An 18,570-nucleotide genomic window follows, 5' to 3' on the forward strand; every position below is an offset into this window, starting at 1 on the left:
GCGGGCTATGCTTCTTTGCCTCTGGCTTTGGGACTGGAGGACTTGTCTTCTTGTCTCCCAATCTCCTCTGGTGGGCTACGCTTCGCTTTGAGCCCACCCTACAAACATGTCGCCTTGTCTCCCTATCACCAGTCTCCTCTGGTGGGCTACGCTTCGCTTTGAGCCCACCCTACAAACATGTCGCCTTGTCTCCCTATCGCCGTTTTAAGTCCGCCCTACATACATACATATACGTTTATCTGTGCGGATGAATGGAAATAAGGATTAGAAAGGAAGGTTGGTTCGATTTGACGAAAAATCAAGATGCGTAATGCGTATTTTAGACAATTCCATAGGATGGCCTATTCATGGATAAGCGGTACTAGGCCATTTTTACAATTTTCGAACGCATGGCTTTGGGACAGATTTCATCCTCTTTTTCGAGGATGCGTTCGTACAGGTCTTCATATTGCGAAGTAATGCTATCGACTTGGAAATGTTCGAGAATTCTGCGCCGGCCCGCTTTTCCCATGCGTTCCTTCAAACCGGGCGTCGCCAGGATGCGGATGGCCGCTTCCGTCAAACCCTGAATGCAACCGGCGGGCGCCAAGAGGCCGGTAACGCCGTCTTCCACTACTTCCGGCACGCCGCCGACGCGCGTCGCCACTACGGGAACTTCGCAGGCCATCGCTTCCGCAATAGTCATCCCGAAGGATTCCGTTTGCGATGCCGATATCAGCAGGTCCGCCTCTTGCAACGTGGCCGCTACGTCGGTTTGCGCTCCCCGGAACTCTACTTTTTCCCGCAGCCCCAGCCGGTCGATCAATTGTTCCGCCGCTAGACGATCGGGACCGTCTCCCACCAGAATCAAACGGACGGGTAATACAGCCGAAATCAGATCGAATACTTTAATGATATCCGGCAACCGTTTTACGGGGCGGAAATTGCTGATGTGAACGATATTTTTCGGGGCGCAGAAACACTTTGTTTTTTTGTCCGGCAGCGGGGCGAACCTGTCCGTATCGATGGGATTGTAGATCACGTGGATATCCCGGCCGATTTCGAACTGCCGCAGGGTGGATTGCTTGAGATATTCGCTGACGGCGGTAACAACGTCGCTGGAATCGATGCTGAATTCCACGATGGATTTGTAGGAGGGCATTTGCCCTACTAGTTCCGTATCGGTGCCGTGCAAAGTAGTAACGACTTTCAACTTTTGCTCTCCCCGGCTGCAAAGCATATGCTTCGCCAACAGCGCCGAGGTGGAATGGGGGATGGCGTAATGGACATGAAGAATGTCGAGTGGATCGAGGCGGCTGGTTTCGTAGATGCTGGAGGCCAAGGCAAGCGTATAAGGCGGAAAACGGAAAAGAGGATAGAGAGGAACGTCGACGTGATGAAAATGAAACTGATCCGTAATGCCTTCCAATTTATAAGGCACGTCATAACTGAAGAAATGAATTTGATGCCCGCGCCGCGAAAGGGCAATGCCCAGTTCCGTGGCCACGATGCCGCTGCCGCCGATGGATGGATAACATACGATTCCGATTTTCATGATTTGTCCCCTGCGGCGCCGCCGCCGATCTTATATAGGTAGAGTTTGCCTTGATTTGGCATTCTTTCCAGGGGAACGCGGAAATGGCGAGCGTCAATGCAAGGGAAGGGAAGAATCAATGCGAGTTCGATTTACATCGGCTTCTCTTTCTCTTTTTCATTTAAATTGATTTTTCTTCTCCGCATGACGGCCTCGCGCAGGATGAACTCAATCTGGCTGTTGACGCTGCGCAATTCCTGCGCCGCCCAGGAATTGAGTTCATCCCATAGCCGAGGATCCAATCGCAAGAGAAAACTTTTTCGATTCGACATTGCAAACAACCTTAAAAAAACGATGGATCAAAAAACGCGCCCCATCCTACTTTTTCGAATCAGCTATACAGCGTCCCCGTATTCACAATCGGATGGGCGGCTTCTTCTCCGCAGAGAACGACGAGCAGATTGCTGATCATGGCCGCCTTGCGTTCGTCGTCCAACTCGATGATGTGTTTTTCGCTGAGATGCTTCAGCGCCATTTCCACCATGCCCACCGCCCCTTCGACGATCAATTTCCGCGCCGCGATGACCGCCTGCGCTTGTTGCCGCCGCAACATGGCCCCGGCGATTTCGGAAGCGTATGCTAGGTGGCTGATGCGCGCTTCCTGGACTTCGACGCCGGCGCGCGCGAGCCGTTCTTGCAGTTCTTTTTGCAATTCGCGATTCACTTCATCCGTCCCTTGCCGCAGGGAAACCACTTCATCTTCCGAATCGTAAGGATAGCGTCCCGCCAGATGGCGCACCGCCGCTTCGCTTTGCACTTCCACGTAATCTTCGTAGTCGTCTACGTCGAAGAGAGCTTCCGCTGTATTGCGCACTCGCCACACCACGACGGCGGCGATTTCGATGGGATTGCCGTGGTTGTCGTTGACTTTCAATTTCTCGCCGTTGAGATTGCGCGCCCGCAGGGATATTTTCTTGACGATGGCAAAGGGATTGCGCCAACAAAAGCCATTGGTTTTTACCGTCCCCAGGTAATGGCCAAACAGCAGAATCGCTCCCGCCTGGTTGGGATTGAGGATGAAAAAGCCAATGCATAGCAAAATAAAGACGATGAGACAAATGCCTGCATAAAGAAATTCCCAAGGATTTCCCTGCGCAATGGCAGTATGAATCCCTTGGTTGATAAACCAAACAATCAACGCCAATACAATGATGGAGGGGAGAAGCATCAACCATCCCGATATCGATTTTTTTTCAATTTCCTGGGTCATGACTTTGTCTCCTTAACTTATTTATTGAATGGAATAATATTTCTTTGATACCTAAATGATATCACATTTATATAAAAATACAAGAGAGAATTTTTTATATATTTATTTTTTCTGTCCGAATATGATTCGAATTTTGTCTTGTCATGTTATGAAAGAAAATCAAATTTTCATCTGCTAAAATGAATGGAAAGTACTTGATATTCAAGAAAATATGAAATATAAATTATAATAATTGTAATGCGATCATGATAATGGAGGGTTGTTCATGAAGCGTTTTTTGATGATATTCGAGCTATTTTTTCTGTTCGCGTATGTTTTTTTTGCGATCGATTCGTTTTCGTCCGAGTCGAGGGATTGGTTCGATTTTCCCATTTTAATTGGCGATACGGACGGCGTTTACAGCGTGATAGCGTCAGTGGTTTACGATGAAGCGATATTGGAATACGCCGCTTACGATTTGGGTGAGGCTGCCGCTTTTTGGATGGCGGCGGTCAATCAGGGGGTTAGCGGAAAAGTAACGATTGCGATGGCGGGCGCCGCGCCTTTATTGAAAAGCGGGTCGTTGATGATTCTGCATTTTAAGATCAAGAATAACGCCGAATTAATGGATTCTGTTCGCATGGAATCCGCCTTGCTAAATGACGGAAGAATCGGTGCAACGATCGCAGATGGCCGGATTGAAGTGGACTCCCGTTTTATCTCATTTCCCGGCAGCATCCTAGCGGGGCCATCGATTCCCGTTCCTATCATGATCGACGATGCTAGCGGGGTAAATTCGTTTCGGGCGGCTGTGGGGTTTGACGAGAATAGGATGCGCTTCGCCGGATGGGAAAAAGGTTTTATCCCCTCCGATTGGACGGCGTCCATTCTGCAAGAGACGGAGAAAATCCTCATCGAATTATCGGGGAAAACTTTTTTAGATAAGATCGGCGGTCCTTTGATCGTCCTACGCTTCGAACCGCTGGAGCGCATTCTGGCGGGCGAAGCGGCGGGGATTCGTATCGAATCGGCGGCGCTTAACGAGGGAAGAATTTTGGCAAAAATCTCGGCGGAACCAAGCCGGTTTGAGACGGTGACGGCGGTAGGCGATTGGGCGAATTATTAAATGGGACTGTGGGACTTTGGGACTGTGGGACTTTGGGATTAATACCAACCTGCAATAAGATTGTAACTTATAATTCCCTCGCCCTCTGGAAGAGGGTTAGGGTGAGGGAATTATAAGTCTAATAATATCAACCCTCACCTAACCTCTCCCCATCATGGGAGAGGAATTTTAAAAGCAATGAAATAAATAGTGATGGGTGTATAGATTTGTCCCCCAGTCCCCCAGTCACAATGTCACCCAGTCTTCTCTTTTCACCAGCCGTATTTTTGCGGTCCCCAGGTTGAGCGCGCTAATTCTTGTTTGACGTAGATTAACGTATTGTTGGGCAAATCTTCCTGCAGAATGACGCCGGCGCCGATGATGCTGTAGGGGCCGACTTTTACGCCGGGCATGAGGATGGCGTTGACGCCGGTGCGGGTGTAATCTCCGAGATAGGAAGCGTTGGCGCAGTGGGAGTTGGGATTCTCGCGCCTTCCCTTGATGCGGTGCAGGGTGTTTTGATCGTCAAAGCGCAGGTTGCCGCAAACCGTAGCCGCGCCCAGGTCGGCGGATCGTCCGATGATTCCCCAATATTCGCCGTAGTGATAGGAGTAAGCGCCGTCCATAAGAATGCCGCCGAATTCGGCGGCGTGGCCGACGACGCAACGGGCGCCAATGGCGCTTTCCGGTTCGATTTTGCAATATTCGCGCACGATGGCGCCGTCGCCGATGATGGTGTTCGCGCCGACGATGGCTCCATCGACGATTTTGACGTTTTTGCCCGTCCACAAGGGGCCTTTAATCTTCACGCCGCGACCGATGAAAGTTCCTTCGCCCAAGACGACAGGCCCCGCGATTTCCGCGCCCTCTTCCACTTTAGCGCCGGGAGCGATTTCGTTCGTTAGGAGCTTCAAACCCATATCCTTGAGCATGGCGGAGTTGGCTTCCAGCAGATGCCAGGGCTTATCGATATCGATAAAATAGCCTTTCGTCTCCACGGCGCGCACGGTTCCGCCGTTTTGGATGAAGCGGCTGATCGATTCCGCTAGTTCCGATTCCAGCGGCGGCATATTGCCCACTTCCACCGAGGTCATGAGGCCGGGATTGTCTGCCAAGCGGGGAAGCATTGCCCGCGAGAGACGGTAGGCGCCGCAAAGACGATGCGACGCTTCGCGCGGATGCCCTAGAATTTGCGCGATGCGTTGGTTTTCCAGGTTGGCGCAGAGCCATTCGTGAGGCGGATTGGCGCCCAGCGGCTGCACCAGGGCGGCAGTTGTTTCTTTATCAGGCGCCGCTTGAAGCAGGGACCGCAGATCCTCTTCCGCGAAGAGAACATCGCCGTAGATAACGGCGAATTCCTGATCTTTGACGAAGGCGAGACCGATCATCAGGGCGTCCGCCGTTCCGCCGATCGATTTCTGTTCCATGCACTGAACGCCCGCTTGGCCGGAAACGGCGTCCCGCACCTGTCCGCCCAGATGGCCTATTACTACGACGATATTTTTCACGCCGCACTTTTTGAGGGTGTCGATTTGCCAGCGGATGATAGGCCGATTGGCGACGGGCAGCGCCGCTTTAGGCCAGGTATCGCCATAAGGCCAAATTTTGCTTCCGCGTCCCGCCGCGAGGATAATTGCCGTTTCGATCATGGTTAGTTTCCACCCTTGCGTATTATATGGTGGGCTACGCTTTGCTTTGAGCCCACCCTACAATCATAAATGATGAATGATGAATGATGAATGATGAATGATGAAAAACATGGGATGTTTCAAGGGCAGAAATAACCTTGTCTTAACGTCCAGTCACCCAGTCACCCAGTCTCCAAGTCCCCTTGTCCCCTTGTCCCTTTGTCCCTTTGTCCCTTTTCAAAGTGCTTCTTCTGCGTATTGCTGAATCTTGGTTATTGCTTCTGCGATGTCTTCCATATCCTTTTTTGTTCCTAAAAACATATTCTGAAATAGCCAAACGCCTTCCCGTTCGCAGACGCGGACGCATACAGGGCAAGTGGAGGGATCGAAATTGAACTTGCCTGCGTAAAGGGAGGCGTAGGCGGGCGTCTTTTCCGCGAAATGTTGGAAATAGGAATAATTCTGCAAAGGCAGGTAGCCGGTAGAACAAGGGATTCCTTCTTTTTCCAACGCTTCGGCGAATTTTGGCTTGGGTAGATTCTTGAAGGCTTCCGGCTGGTAGCGAATGACGCCGAGATGATGGGCGCGGCGGGTGGTTCCTGCGTGAGCGCCGGTGAAGGAGACGCCTTCGATATCTTCGAACAGGCGGCTGAGGTAGGCGAAATTCTCCTCGCGTTTTTGCATTTGCTCTTCGATGCGTTCCATTCCCGTCAGCAATACGGCGGCTTGAAATGCGCCGAGACGGTGGTTGCCGCCCATTTCGTGATGGTCGTACCAGGCGCCGCCTTTCACCCGCCCGCAATTGACGAAGCTGCGGATGCGGTCGGCTAGTTCCTCGTCGTTGGAGACGATGGCGCCGCCTTCGCCGGACGATAAGTTCTTCGTGGTTTGAAAAGAGAAGGTTCCCGCGTTGCCGATGGCGCCGACGCGGCGCCCTTTCCATTCCGCGCCATGCGCCTGGGCGGCGTCTTCCAGCACCAATAGATTATGTTCCTGGGCGATGGCCATGATGCCGTCCATATCCGCTGGATTGCCGGCGATGTGCACGGGGATGATGACTTTGGTGCGGGGAGTGACGGCGCGGCGGACGGCTTCGGGATCGATGTTATACGTTTCCGGATGGATATCGGCGAAGACGGGGATGGCGTTGCACGCTAACACGCCGATGGCGGTGGCGATGAAAGTGTAAGGCGGTATGATCGCCTCGTCGCCGGGGCCGACGCCCATCGCTTGCAAGGCGATGGAGATGGCTTCGGTTCCATTGGTGCAGGCGGCGGCGTATTTGGCGCCGCAGAAAGCGGCGAATTGTTCTTCGAATTCCTTTATGGCGGGGGATCCGATGCCCCATTCGCGGCTTTCGAGGGTTCGGATCAAGGCCTCTTTTTCCGGTTCGCCATAAACAGGCCAGGGAGGAAACGGTTCGGTGCGGACGGGCGTTCCGCCTTTGATTGCCAATTGAGCCACAGTTTTTCTCTCCTTACGATAGGTGTTCGCCTAAAACGTTTTTGAATCACGAAAGCGCGAAAAGGCGCGAATTCCACGAAATTTTCGAATCACGGATAACACGGATGTTTTTTGGATTTCACGGAAAAAACTATTCCCTACGCGATCTCTTGCGCCAACCGTTTTATGTTTTTCGCGTTTTTCTTTTTTTTCTTTCGTGTTTTCGTGATTCAATACGAATACGAAATAACTCCATTTTATGTTTTTCATTGCGTATAACATGAGTTACTGATATCTGCGAAAGGGATGGTTCCCGCCTGTTTTGTCTGAACAGGGAGCATCGCCATTTTCTTCGGGAGATTCTATACTACTCTAACGGAAAGAAAAATAGCAAGCCGCCGTTTTCTTTTTCAAAGATATGGCGGCTTCTATTGCGCGAAAGGAGTTCAGCGATGCGGCGAAGTTGGATGCTGGGAATCATTATGGCGGTTTTCACGAGCGGCGCCTGGGCCGATTTGCGGATGGAAATACTCGATCTGTCCAAACGGGCTGTGCGGTTGACCTACGAATTGGCCGACAGCCAGGCGGGAGGGAAAAACTTTTATTTCCCGCAAGGCGGCTTTATCCATGACGCTACGGCTGGGGAATTTAAGGTGGAATCGGTTTGGGACGTTTCCAATAATATGCAATTGGATTGTGAAATTTTCACCGATAAGGAAACGAATCTACCCGTCTTGCAGATTCCCTATAAAATCCCTATTCCTCAAGGCGCCAAGAAAAATCTGCGCATTACCGTCAAAGTGAATTTGCCGCAAAAATACTTGAGCGTCGACGCGGCGGGACGTAACGTCATCATCTGCGAAACCAGCCATGCCTTCGAGTTCGTTATTCCAAAAGATCAATACATCGTCGCCTCCAATCAGCCAATTACATTGAAAGAAGAGGATGGGCGGGTCATCGCCAACCAGGAGAAAGAAGAGTTTCGCGCCATCGTTATCCAAACGCGGGCGATGAAAAAGTAGGGCGTAGAGCCTTTTTCTAAGTTCCATTATTTCTCCCCCAAACCTGGGGAAGGTTAGGAGGGGGTTGACATAAGCCTAATAAAATCCCCCCTCTAACTCCCAAACTTGGGGGGAGGATATAGAAGCGGATTTTATCCATTGTGCAAGAATCTCGCCTATATTAGGAGAATAAGTTGAAGTACGACGTTCTGGTTATAGGCGGCGGCCATGCGGGCTGCGAAGCGGCGGCGGCGGCGGCGCGCATGGGCTGCAAGACGGCGCTAATAACGTTCTCGATCGATGGTCTGGCCAAGATGTCCTGCAATCCCGCCATCGGCGGCGTGGCCAAGGGGCAGCTAGTGCGCGAGATCGATGCGCTAGGCGGCATTATGGCTCACATCGCCGACCGCGCCGGGATTCAATTCCGTATGTTGAACGCCTCTAAAGGCCCCGCCGTGCGCTCGCCTCGCGCTCAGTCCGACTTGAATCGTTACAGCGCGGAGATGAAAAAGCAGTTGCAATCTATTCCCAATCTCGATCTAGGGGAAGGCGAATGCGCCGGGCTGCGAACGGCGAATGGGGAGTTGCAAGGCGTATTCGACCGCCAGGGACGCGAAATCGACGGCCGCATGGTCATTCTGACGCCGGGAACGTTTCTCGGCGGCCTCTTGCATTTCGGCATGGAAGCGGCGCCGGGAGGCCGCATCGGCGATGCGCCGTCGCTGGCGCTGGCTGAAAGTTTGACGCAACTGGGCTTTTCACTGGGGCGCTTGAAAACGGGTACGCCCGCCCGTCTGGCCAAGGACAGCATCGATTTTTCTTCTCTGGAAAAACAGCCGGGCGACGAGCCGCCGCTGCCTTTTTCCTATCACCCGGAAATGCGCGTAGAGAATCATGTCTGTTGCTATCTCACCCGCACCAATCAGCAGACACACGATATCATCGCATCCAGCCTCGATCGTTCGCCATTGTATACGGGGAAAATTTCCGGCATTGGTCCGCGCTATTGCCCTTCGATCGAAGACAAAATCCATCGCTTTCCCGGCCGGAATTCTCATCATGTTTTTCTCGAACCGGAGGGATTGGACAGCAACCTCATTTACCCAAATGGCGTTTCCACCAGTCTGCCCCGCGATGTGCAATTGGCTTTTTTGCGCACGATTCCCGGTTTGGAGCGGGCAGAGATTGTGCGTCCCGGCTACGCGGTAGAATATTATTTCTCCAATCCGCAAGAACTCTATCCTTGGCTGGAAAGCAAGCGCCTTGCGGGATTGTTTCTTGCGGGACAGATCAATGGCACGTCGGGATACGAAGAGGCCGCCGCTCAAGGACTCATGGCGGGAATCAACGCCGCCTTGCGTTTGCGCGGCGAGGAGCCGCTGATTTTAGGACGAGAGGAAGCCTATATCGGCGTGCTTATCGACGATCTCGTTACCAAAGGCGTCGAGGAGCCATATCGGCTCTTTACTTCCTCGGCGGAACATCGGTTGCTGCTGCGCCAGGACAACGCCGATTTCCGGCTGAGCGAATATGGCCGCCGCTTAGGCTTGATTCCGCGCGAATGGCATGAAGAAATATTGGGCTGGAAGCGCGATATCGCGATCCTGCGCGAAGAATTGGCGCAACGCATAATCGTTCCCAGCGAGAGCATACGCGATCGTTTCGCCGAGCTGGGGATAGGGGAAATATCCCATCCTACGCCGCTTTTGCACGTCCTACGCCGCGCCAATATGCAGCCGGGCGATCTTTCCCGCTTCGGCGCCGATCTTTCGCCCTATCATCCCCGCGTTTTGGAACAATTGGATATCGAAACTAAATACCAGGGTTATATCGAACGCCAGCAGAAGGAGATCGAAGAAGACCGCAAGGCGGACCGCCGCCGCATTCCCCCCGATATCGATTACGACGGCATCGCCGTCATGCGCAAGGAAGCGCGGGAGAAATTCAAACGCGTCCAGCCCGCCACCATTGGCCAGGCCGCCCGCATACCCGGCATCTTTCCTGCGGATATCACCGTTCTATGGGTCAGCGTTATGAAATATGCGAAAGAAGATCCCGCCGCGTGAGGCTATCTCACGTTATGAAATCCTATTCCCTCGCCCTTTGGGAGAGGGTTAGGGTGAGGGGGATAAGTATATACTAATCAACCCTCACCTAGCCTCTCCCCATCTTGGTAGAGGGATTTTTAGACGGCTATTTCAGCAGAATATGGAATACGATCATTTCTGCTTTACCGGCAGCCTAAATTCAGGTTGGGATCGGCGATTTTGCGGTAGATGAGAATGGCGTCGTTGGCCATGATCTTCCCATCCCCGTTGACGTCGGCAGTCCAGCGCATTTCTTCCATCGTCACACCGGGAGGAACCTCGACGGGCAGATCGATACTCAAGCGTAGGATGTAAATTACGTCTTCTATCCCGATTTTCCCGTCGCCGTTTACATCGCCGCAGAGAGGGGCGGGCGTGGGCGCATCCGTCGGCGTGGGGGTGACGGATGCCGTAGGCGTACTCGTCGGCGTGGGAGTGTAGACGGCTGTAGGCGTACTGACTGAAATGGGAGTATGGGTTGGCGTGCGTGTAAACGTCGGCTTAGGCGTGGATGTCGGCGTGCGGGTGGACGAAGGCGTGAGCGATGGAGTCAGCGTGGGGGTGGGCGTGTTCGTCGGTTGCGGCGTGGGCGTCGAGGGTATTGGCGTTGCGATTCGGCTGGAGATGGTGAAAGTAAAATCGTAAGAGCCGCGATTGCCGATGGAGATGAAATAGCGAGTTTTTTCCAAAGGAACATCGCCTTGTTGGCTTAGCGTTACGATCTTTTGGAGAGCCGTATCTTTGACGGTAAACGTTTTGAATCCGCCATTGCTAAGTTCTCTTGCAATATCAATAGTGTATTTGGAATTTTGGTCGAAATCGAAGACGATATTGACGCTTCCCTCCGATCCCGAAGGCGCCAGGAGGAATTTATAGGGGGCATAATATCCCGCTTTGGCCCCGCCCACAGTTTTGGAATTCAATCCCATCAAGTACGTATAGTTTTCGTCGCTCGGCAAACTGGCTTGTTCCACGGAGATATCGATGCCCGAGGTATAGTTCAAACTTTTCACTTCGACGATCGTCTCCGCGCTACGGGCTGCGCCGCCGCTGGAATAATACTGGGCTTTGATCGGGTTTCTGAAAGAGGGGCTGTTCGATTGTTCGGCGTGTTGTCCTACGCTGGACGTGCCTTTGAAATAGGAATCGACCGCTTCCGCCATTACTTCGTATTTTCCTGGAGGCAATCCGGCGATTTCGTAAGCTCCCCGGTTATTGTAGGTTCCCGAAACCGTGGTGGCGATGCGGCTCACGGGATCGTTTGCGTCGCGGGCGATAATATTGACGCCCGGCAGTTCCGTCGAACCTCGCTTTACGGTTCCGCGAATGCTGCCGGTGGAATTCTTGTGATAGATCGTAGGATAGAGGTTGGAAACGGCGATCTTGTCGTCGAAGGAAAGCTCCTGCCGTTGGCTGTCGTCGTCGGTCGTGGTGGGATAAAGGACGGATATCGTTCCGTCGTTCGAGCCGATTCCGTCTTGCGCAAGATGCCGCGAGTATTGCGAATGATCCAATCCGAAGACATGGCCGACTTCGTGAAGAAAGGTGGCCTGGATTTTGGTTTGGGAGTAATGTTCCCGCTCGAAATAATATCCGTTGAAGACGATTTGCGCCTTGACGATATCGCTATTGTTTATCGATGTGGAAGTAAGCCCTAAAATATTCGTTTTCGAACCTGAACCCATGAGCAGATCGATGATCGAACCGTCGTCGTCGAAGATGATGGGATTGGCGTCGCTGGGGAGGCTATTGACGATGCGATTGTAATTTTTGGAAGTGACGTCTTCGGAAAGGACGTCTTTGGCTTTATCGAAGGCGAGCGTGGATGTATCGACGCGGCTCCATTTTTGAAAGGCGGTTTGTATAAGATTTATGGCCTGGTAATTGGACAGCGGACCCATGGCGCCTTGATCCACCTGATAGAGAAGCGTTTTTCCATTGGGCTTCCAGGTTACCGGCGATCCATTGTAAACCGAAAGCGGGCCTCCCGCCCATGAGGCGGAAGCGAATAATCCTATAAGGAACCCGAATTTTCCAATTCGCATAAAAATCAAATACCCGATCTTAGTTTTTGGCTTTGATTTCATTGTATCGTCAGGTGATGGAAATGACTATCCTGTGAGGAATGAGGAATGAGGAATATAAGATGATAGAAAAAAATTGGATAAAGGCGTTTTGAGGGTTTTCGCAGCAGGAGCAAGTTACTCTATGTAATCATCCACGTTTCTTTAGAAAATTGGAAAGAGATTGGCTATGAAAATTCTATTGAATATCGCTATCATCACCGCTTTCGCTGCGTTTCTATGGGCTTTGCATCGGCTGGCTCTATGGCTGGAAGATCGGGGCTGGATTTATTACCGGCGCAGGAGCGGCTCCGGCGGATCGGCTGTCGGAAACGCGCTTCATGAATTGCATTCCTTTTTTGAGACGGACGTTCGAAAAGCCCAAGAAGAAATCATGGAAGAAAAGGAAGAAAGAAGCGATATCGGCGCGCCGCCGTTTAAAGAAAAACCGGAGCCGCGGGAAGATAATGACAAATGATTGACGATGATACAAATCGTCGTTTGACGAGGGGGGAGATTTCAGTATCCGTTATATTATCTTCGCCGAAATTGGGGATGTTAATCTCATTGGGAATCGTCGGTGTACTATCGATAATGCAGGCGGGACGCCCGCGTTTTCATAAGCGTAATCTGAGTTGTTAACCGCTGGCTGCCGATACGAGAACGATCAGTCGCCGAGGCGGATGGATTGGTCGTTATTCGTCTGGTAAAGGGCGGTAGGTCTTACGGCGTCGCTGTTTTCGTGGGCGGGAATGATGGCGGCGGTGGGGCGATAACCTACGTTGGTGAAGGAAAGGGTGTCCAGGCGGCCAATGGGGCGGGCGCTTGTCAGCATCCTATTTCGTTCTTGTTGATATTGCCTGCTATTGAGGGCGTCATTGAATTGATCTTCAAGATCGGTCTCGGAGAGGGCGTTTTCGTTATTCTGCGCTATCTGTCGATCGTTCTGTTTGATATCGGCGCGAGTGAGGGCTTCGGCGGCCATGTTGATCAATTCGCTGGAGTAGCGGCTTTCCGGGACGTCGTTTTGCACTACAGCCATTTGGGTTTGTTGGACCCAGGGGTAGAGAAACACAGCGCCCATGACGCCGGCTAACGTCATCGCAGGAGCGAGGCGGAATAGTCCTTGGGGAAGGCGCAAGGAATTACGCACTTTATTCCAGGAGGATTGGCTCTGTTTGGCGGCGGCGATGCGGAAGCGCAAATCCTGCAAACAAGGAGCGGCGGGAGCGGATTCTTCTTGCCAAAGATCCAACGCCAGCCAGGTTTTTTGAAATTCATTCAACTCCTGACGGCATTCGGCGCAAATGGCCAAATGATGTTCCACATCGGAGCGTTCGGCGTGGGAAAGATTTCCCGACGCATAGGAGGTCAATCTTTCATGGTTATAGGGGCAGCTTCGTTCTACCATCGTCATTCTCTCTCTTGGCCGTTTATCACCCTATCACGCATATTCCCGCAACATCGGTTCCAGAATTTGCCGCAATTTCAAATGCGCCCGGTAGGCGCGCTGTTTGATGGAATCCGGAGTCGTATCCAGTATCTCTGCGATTTCGATGTAAGACATCCCTTGAAATTTATTCAATATTATAACTTCCCGTTGTTCTTCCGATAGACAATTGATCGCTTTTTTTATGGTTTCTTCGTCGATTTTTACGGCGAATACGTCGCGGGCGTCGCCGGCTGCGTCTTCCACCCGGTCGAGAAAGGAGCTGCCGCCGTTGTCATCGCTTTCCTTCATTTGGGAATCGGAATGCACCATACGGTTCCAGTAGCGTCTTTTCTCGTCGATGCAGAGGTTTCTGGCAATGCGGTAGAGCCAGGAAGTGAACTTGGAGCGCGGCTTCCAGGATTGCCGATTGTTGTAGATGCGCAGAAAGGTTTCCTGGACGAGATCTTCCGCCAGGTGGCGATCTTGTATGGTGCGGATAATGAACATCAAAACAGGGCGGTAGTGACGTTGGTAGAGAGCATCAAGCGCGTCGTCTCTTCCCCGTTGGCAAGCCAGCATCAGTTGCTCATCCGTCGCATCTGAATCCCACTTCATAGTTTGGGCGCCATCTTCGGCTTTGCAGCCGCCCTCAGCCCCTCTTTCCCATCGGCTTGGCCAGACATCGGCTTTGATCGCGCCTGCCGCGATGGCCGAGTCGACTACGCTTCCCAATACGCTCATGGACGCTCTTACCACGATAATGATCCTCACCGATCGTTACTAAAGCAACGCATTGGGTAAACGTATTCATCTTGGGTTGGTAACTATTTTTTTCAATTTTTTTATCGCTTGAGCCTCTTGCAAAATTCCATTATTCCTCCCCCATGCCTGGGGGAGGTTAGGAGGGGGTTGCCTTAAACCTAATAAAATCACCCCCCCTCTAACTCCCCCCAAACTTGGGGGGAGAATTAAAGCGTAGACTTTATCCATTTTGCAAGAACCTCGCTTTATTGAATTTATGAGAGACAGTATTTCACCGTTCTTTTTTTGGAAAGCATAAAAAACATTGAAAACATCAATTCTATCCGCCTTTTTTCAATAACGATTGAATTAGACGTTTGGATAACCTTTTTTACTTATTTGTTTTAAATATTCAAATATTTACATCGAAAATAACCAGTTTTCGATGAGTTAAATACTCGTCTATCCAATGAGCCTCTTGCAAAACTCCATTATTCCTCCCCCAAGCTTGGGGGAGGTTAGGAGGGGGTTGCTTTAAGTCTAACCAAATCAACCCCCCTCTAACTCCCCCCAAGCTTGGGGGGAGAATTTAAAAGCGGATTTTACTCATTTTGCAAGAGCCTCCAATAAATATAATACGCAGATTCTAGAATTTCGTTGCTTATTTAAAGCCGTAATATGTGATAATAATATTTCATTAATCGGTCTTTCGATTTATTTTTTACAGCATAATTTATTGAAAAATAATGAATTATATTCAATATCTTAACTCATTTTCGAATTTCGGGACAGTAAAATCACGTATTGTTGAGTTCTAATTTGGCTTCATCCTGGCATGCCCAATAAAAGTAAGAATCGTAATAAGGGAACAGAAGAGTTCCCCGGTTTACGATGCGAACCTTCAGCCATGTGCGCTTTACCGACTCGCCAGGGATGTCAAAAACCGTTTCGCGCCAGTTCCAGGGCGTACCGGAAACATTCCATTCGCCAAGATAAACGTCGTCGGCGAAAAGTTCCATGCGATAGGCGAAGGTTTCCGCTTTGCCGGTGTTATCGCAAGTGCGCAAGATCAAATGAACGGGAGCGCCGGGCGTGAGATTGAACAGATTGAACGATTCTTCCCCGTTTATGCGCCGTCCAGCGTCGACAATATCGTAGCGGTTGAGAATTCCTTGCTGGCGCAAGCGGGGAATCAGTTCCTCCCGTTCGTTCTCAATATTTGGCCATGTTTCGTCGATCTCCTCGTGATACCCAAAATTGCGCCGGAAAGGGATGGGAATTTCCGGATGGCGCCATCCATTCGTCTTACAGGCGTAATTGTGATTCTTTTCCGAATGCACATCGGCGGCGTCCAGAAAATCCCGAACCGTCCAGCCAGGTTTTATGGTTGCATTGCGAGGAGATTCTTCCATTCCCGCATATTCCCAATTGATCCGATAAACGGTTTTCTCAAAGGATTTATCGAAAGGATCGGGAAATTCGACTAGCGGACGATAAAAAATATCGTAGGTGCGAGCCATTTCTTTGAACCAAAGCGGGAAGACGGCGGCAACCTGGGGACGATTCTCTGGGGGGATATGTTCCAATTCTTCATAAAGCGCCCCTTCTCCCAAGCGATAAGGAAGCGTTACGCCATTGGTCGTTAAACCTACGAGATCGTAGGCTGGAAAATCGCCGAAATAAACGAGGGCGCCTGCGTCGTTGATGGCGATGGTTCCGGGAATTTGGTTATGAACCAGCCAATGGGCGGTTTGAACCTGTTTTTCGTAAATCGTCGCCGATTGATTGGAGAAGCGGGCGATCCAATGGGGAAAATAAGAGATATGAATTAATAGAGCGGCGGCGGCTATCGTCAACGCGGGAATGGAGGAGCGATCGGCGATCCAGGAGAAACAAACATCTATTCCGGCGGCGCCCATCAATAGAAACAGAGGGATGAGGGGGACAAGATAACGGAAACTATGCAGCGACCAGACTTCCAACGTGGCGGCGGCGGCTAATGAGACCGCTATCGGCGCACCCAGCCAAAGAGCAATCCATTTTCCTTGCGAACTACGGGAAAGAAAGACGCCGAGCCATCCCGCAAAAGCGAATAGCAACAAGCCGGGAAGGATATATTCTCCCGCCAAGGGAGTGATGGAGGGATGTCCGAAAAAGAATTTTACGATGGCGAAGAGGTTAGAGAGATATGTATCCGTTTTTTCGTAGAGCGTCATGAAAGGATTGTAGAATAGGCTTTTGGCGACAAGACCGTTGCCGCTCGATCGGCCCATTGTTTGAAGATAGAACAGAGACGGACCGATAAGTGAAAAGAAGAGAAATAGGAGAGACGACCAGAATTTTTCGCTTTGAACATGCCATTGGCGCCAGGAGCCGTTCCAAATGCTTTTCATGGCTAACAAAAAGATCAATACCGCCGCTATAATGACGCCTTCGGGGCGGCTCAAGGCAGTCAATCCTAACAGCAGCCCTAGGAGGGGAGAGTATCCTTCGTTGCGCAAAAGCCAATGGAACGAAAAAAGAAGCAAACACGTAAAAAGGGCGATTTCCATGCCCCCCCAAAATGCCCACGCCATATACCCAGAACAGAAAACCAATCCCGCCGAGCATAAGCCGATCCAAGGGCGGGATAAATCCTCGCCAAGGCGGAGGAGAGAATAAAACACGCCTGCCACGGAAAACAAGGCGATGATATGCGACCATATTATCAAGCCAATTCCATGAAAGCCTACTAAATAACCGAAAGCCAGAACATGGACGTAGAGAAAACTGGTCTCGCCGCCGCTGACCGGTTCGCCGTCATGGTATTGAAAATAGGCGCCGCGCGCCATTTGTTTGGCGTATTGCAAATGGATGAATGAATCGTCAAGGGGAAAGGATAAAGCGCCGGTTAGATTATATTGCGCGCCAATGAAGATCGCGCCTTGCGCCAGGGCGAAGAGGAGGCATAAACCGAAGCGTTTGGTTTGGGTGCGAAAAAGCCAATCGCCGGCGAGGGCGGTTATTCTCCCTCGCCGGATAACATTTACATCTTTGTCATCCCGCCAAATCTTCACCTTCGTCCACTCTTCAAACGAATAACTCAAGGTCAGAAAAAACCTTGCCCTTGTCACCCTAACAAAAACGACTAGGAGACTTAGGGACAGTGGGACAAGGGGACTTGGAGACTTATCACCTAGTCTCAAAGTCTCCCTGTCCCAAAGTCTCCCTGTCCCAAAGTCTCCCTGTCCCAAAGTCTCCCTGTCCCAAAGTCTCCCTGTCCCAAAGTCTCCCTGTCCCAAAGTCTCCCTGTCCCAAAGTCTCCCTGTCTCAAAGTCTCCCTGTCTCAAAGTCTCAAAATCCCTACTCCGACCAGGCGATGCGCAAGCCTCCGGTGTTGCGCTGGGAATCGGGGGGAAACTTGCCTCTGTCGGCGCTGCGCAGATATTCCGGACGTCCCATCCAGGAAGAGCCGCGCATGACTTTTTCCTCGCCCCAATCCATACCGATCGGATCGATCTGCGGATCCGGCGAATAGGGGCCGTACCAATCTTGACACCATTCCCATACGTTGCCGAACAGATCGTACAATCCCAATGGATTGGGCTTCAATTGGCCTACGGAGTGCAATTCGCCGTCGGAATTGTTGCGGAACCAGGCGTATTTTTCCCAATCCTCATCGGAAACGTCATTGCCCAGATAAGAAGCGGTTTGCGTACCGGCGCGGGCGGCGTATTCAAATTCGGCTTCGGTAGGCAGCCGGAAGCATCCGCCTGTTTTAAGCGAATTGAGTTGGCGGATGAAGTGTTGGCAGTCGTCCCAGCTGACTTTATTGACGGGAAAATCGCGGCCGGCGTCCGTAGAGGGATTGTTGCCCATCAATGCCTTCCATTGCGCTTGGGTGATTTCGTAAGCGCCTAAATAGAAATCCTTGGAAATCATTACGCGATGTTGGGGGCCTTCGTTCGCTTCGCGTCCTGCTTCCGATTCCGGGCTGCCCATGAGGAAGGAACCGGGGGAGATGCGGACGAGGCGCAGGGGAACGGCGCCTTGGGGAAGATTGGGCAAATCGACCGTAAATTCGGCGGTGGCGGCTTTTGTCTTGGCGGATTGTTCCGGCGTCATGGCGCAGGATAGAATAAAAAAAACAAGCAGGAGCGCGCCTACGATGCGGTATTGGCGGATCGATCGTTGAATCCTCATCGTTTTCTACCTCCTTGGCTTTAAATTTTTATCCATAGAATACAAGTAAAGGAGATAAAAAACAACAAAGGGCCGGTTGATATATCCGCCCCTTTTTTTGAAGCGCAAGAAAGAGGACATGGGGCC

Annotated in this window: 14 protein-coding genes; 4 read left to right on the plus strand and 10 right to left on the minus strand. The window is 51.4% G+C overall.

What is annotated here, in order from left to right; all coding sequences use genetic code 11:
• Nucleotides 1–361: 361 nt before the first annotated feature.
• The 3 genes from bshA to AB1656_27035 all read right to left on the minus strand — a co-directional run bounded on the left by bshA (nt 362) and on the right by AB1656_27035 (nt 2,783).
• Nucleotides 362–1,534 carry an N-acetyl-alpha-D-glucosaminyl L-malate synthase BshA gene (gene bshA, locus AB1656_27025; GenBank protein MEW6239051.1) on the minus strand — a complete coding sequence of 391 codons (1,173 nt, stop codon included), beginning with the start codon at nt 1,532–1,534 and terminating at the stop codon, nt 362–364.
• A gap of 131 nt (nt 1,535–1,665) precedes the next feature.
• Complete coding sequence (locus tag AB1656_27030) at nt 1,666–1,845, minus strand: hypothetical protein (GenBank protein MEW6239052.1); 180 nt, start codon at nt 1,843–1,845, stop codon at nt 1,666–1,668.
• A 59-nt stretch (nt 1,846–1,904) separates the two neighbouring features.
• Nucleotides 1,905–2,783: an SPFH domain-containing protein gene (locus tag AB1656_27035; GenBank protein ID MEW6239053.1), complete on the minus strand. Its 879-nt coding sequence runs from the start codon at nt 2,781–2,783 to the stop codon at nt 1,905–1,907.
• Between the two features lie 265 nt (nt 2,784–3,048).
• Between AB1656_27035 and AB1656_27040 the strand changes: the two genes are divergently transcribed.
• Nucleotides 3,049–3,888: a hypothetical protein gene (locus tag AB1656_27040; protein ID MEW6239054.1), complete on the plus strand. Its 840-nt coding sequence runs from the start codon at nt 3,049–3,051 to the stop codon at nt 3,886–3,888.
• Nucleotides 3,889–4,139: 251 nt separating this feature from the next.
• Here the strand turns inward: AB1656_27040 and AB1656_27045 are convergent, their stop codons facing one another.
• Nucleotides 4,140–5,516 (minus strand): NDP-sugar synthase, encoded by a 1,377-nt coding sequence (locus tag AB1656_27045; protein MEW6239055.1) that lies wholly within the window; start codon nt 5,514–5,516, stop codon nt 4,140–4,142.
• A 216-nt stretch (nt 5,517–5,732) separates the two neighbouring features.
• Entirely contained in the window at nt 5,733–6,959 is a 1,227-nt protein-coding gene (locus tag AB1656_27050; GenBank protein MEW6239056.1) for a DegT/DnrJ/EryC1/StrS family aminotransferase, read from the minus strand.
• Between the two features lie 431 nt (nt 6,960–7,390).
• Between AB1656_27050 and AB1656_27055 the strand changes: the two genes are divergently transcribed.
• Complete coding sequence (locus AB1656_27055) at nt 7,391–7,960, plus strand: hypothetical protein (protein ID MEW6239057.1); 570 nt, start codon at nt 7,391–7,393, stop codon at nt 7,958–7,960.
• A 173-nt stretch (nt 7,961–8,133) separates the two neighbouring features.
• On the plus strand, nt 8,134–10,005 hold the full coding sequence (mnmG, locus tag AB1656_27060) for a tRNA uridine-5-carboxymethylaminomethyl(34) synthesis enzyme MnmG (protein ID MEW6239058.1): 1,872 nt from the start codon (nt 8,134–8,136) through the stop codon (nt 10,003–10,005).
• 164 nt (nt 10,006–10,169) lie between these two features.
• Here the strand turns inward: mnmG and AB1656_27065 are convergent, their stop codons facing one another.
• Nucleotides 10,170–12,071, minus strand: coding sequence for a dockerin type I domain-containing protein (locus AB1656_27065; protein MEW6239059.1), 1,902 nt, complete (start codon nt 12,069–12,071; stop codon nt 10,170–10,172).
• Nucleotides 12,072–12,279: 208 nt separating this feature from the next.
• Here AB1656_27065 and AB1656_27070 point away from each other — a divergent pair, with 208 nt between their 5' ends.
• A complete protein-coding gene (locus tag AB1656_27070) occupies nt 12,280–12,567 on the plus strand; it encodes a hypothetical protein (protein ID MEW6239060.1) in 288 nt (95 codons plus the stop codon).
• 189 nt (nt 12,568–12,756) lie between these two features.
• On the opposite strand, the gene AB1656_27075 is transcribed toward AB1656_27070, so the two are convergent.
• The 4 genes from AB1656_27075 to AB1656_27090 all read right to left on the minus strand — a co-directional run bounded on the left by AB1656_27075 (nt 12,757) and on the right by AB1656_27090 (nt 18,444).
• Nucleotides 12,757–13,506 (minus strand): zf-HC2 domain-containing protein, encoded by a 750-nt coding sequence (locus AB1656_27075; protein ID MEW6239061.1) that lies wholly within the window; start codon nt 13,504–13,506, stop codon nt 12,757–12,759.
• Nucleotides 13,507–13,533: 27 nt separating this feature from the next.
• Entirely contained in the window at nt 13,534–14,277 is a 744-nt protein-coding gene (locus AB1656_27080; protein ID MEW6239062.1) for an RNA polymerase sigma factor, read from the minus strand.
• Between the two features lie 782 nt (nt 14,278–15,059).
• Nucleotides 15,060–17,348, minus strand: a complete 2,289-nt coding sequence (locus AB1656_27085) for a hypothetical protein (GenBank protein MEW6239063.1) — start codon at nt 17,346–17,348, stop codon at nt 15,060–15,062.
• Nucleotides 17,349–17,604: 256 nt separating this feature from the next.
• On the minus strand, nt 17,605–18,444 hold the full coding sequence (locus AB1656_27090; GenBank protein ID MEW6239064.1) for a formylglycine-generating enzyme family protein: 840 nt from the start codon (nt 18,442–18,444) through the stop codon (nt 17,605–17,607).
• Nucleotides 18,445–18,570: the final 126 nt, after the last annotated feature.

It is taken from the genome of Candidatus Omnitrophota bacterium, assembly GCA_040755155.1.
Lineage (GTDB): Bacteria > Hinthialibacterota > Hinthialibacteria > Hinthialibacterales > Hinthialibacteraceae > JBFMBP01.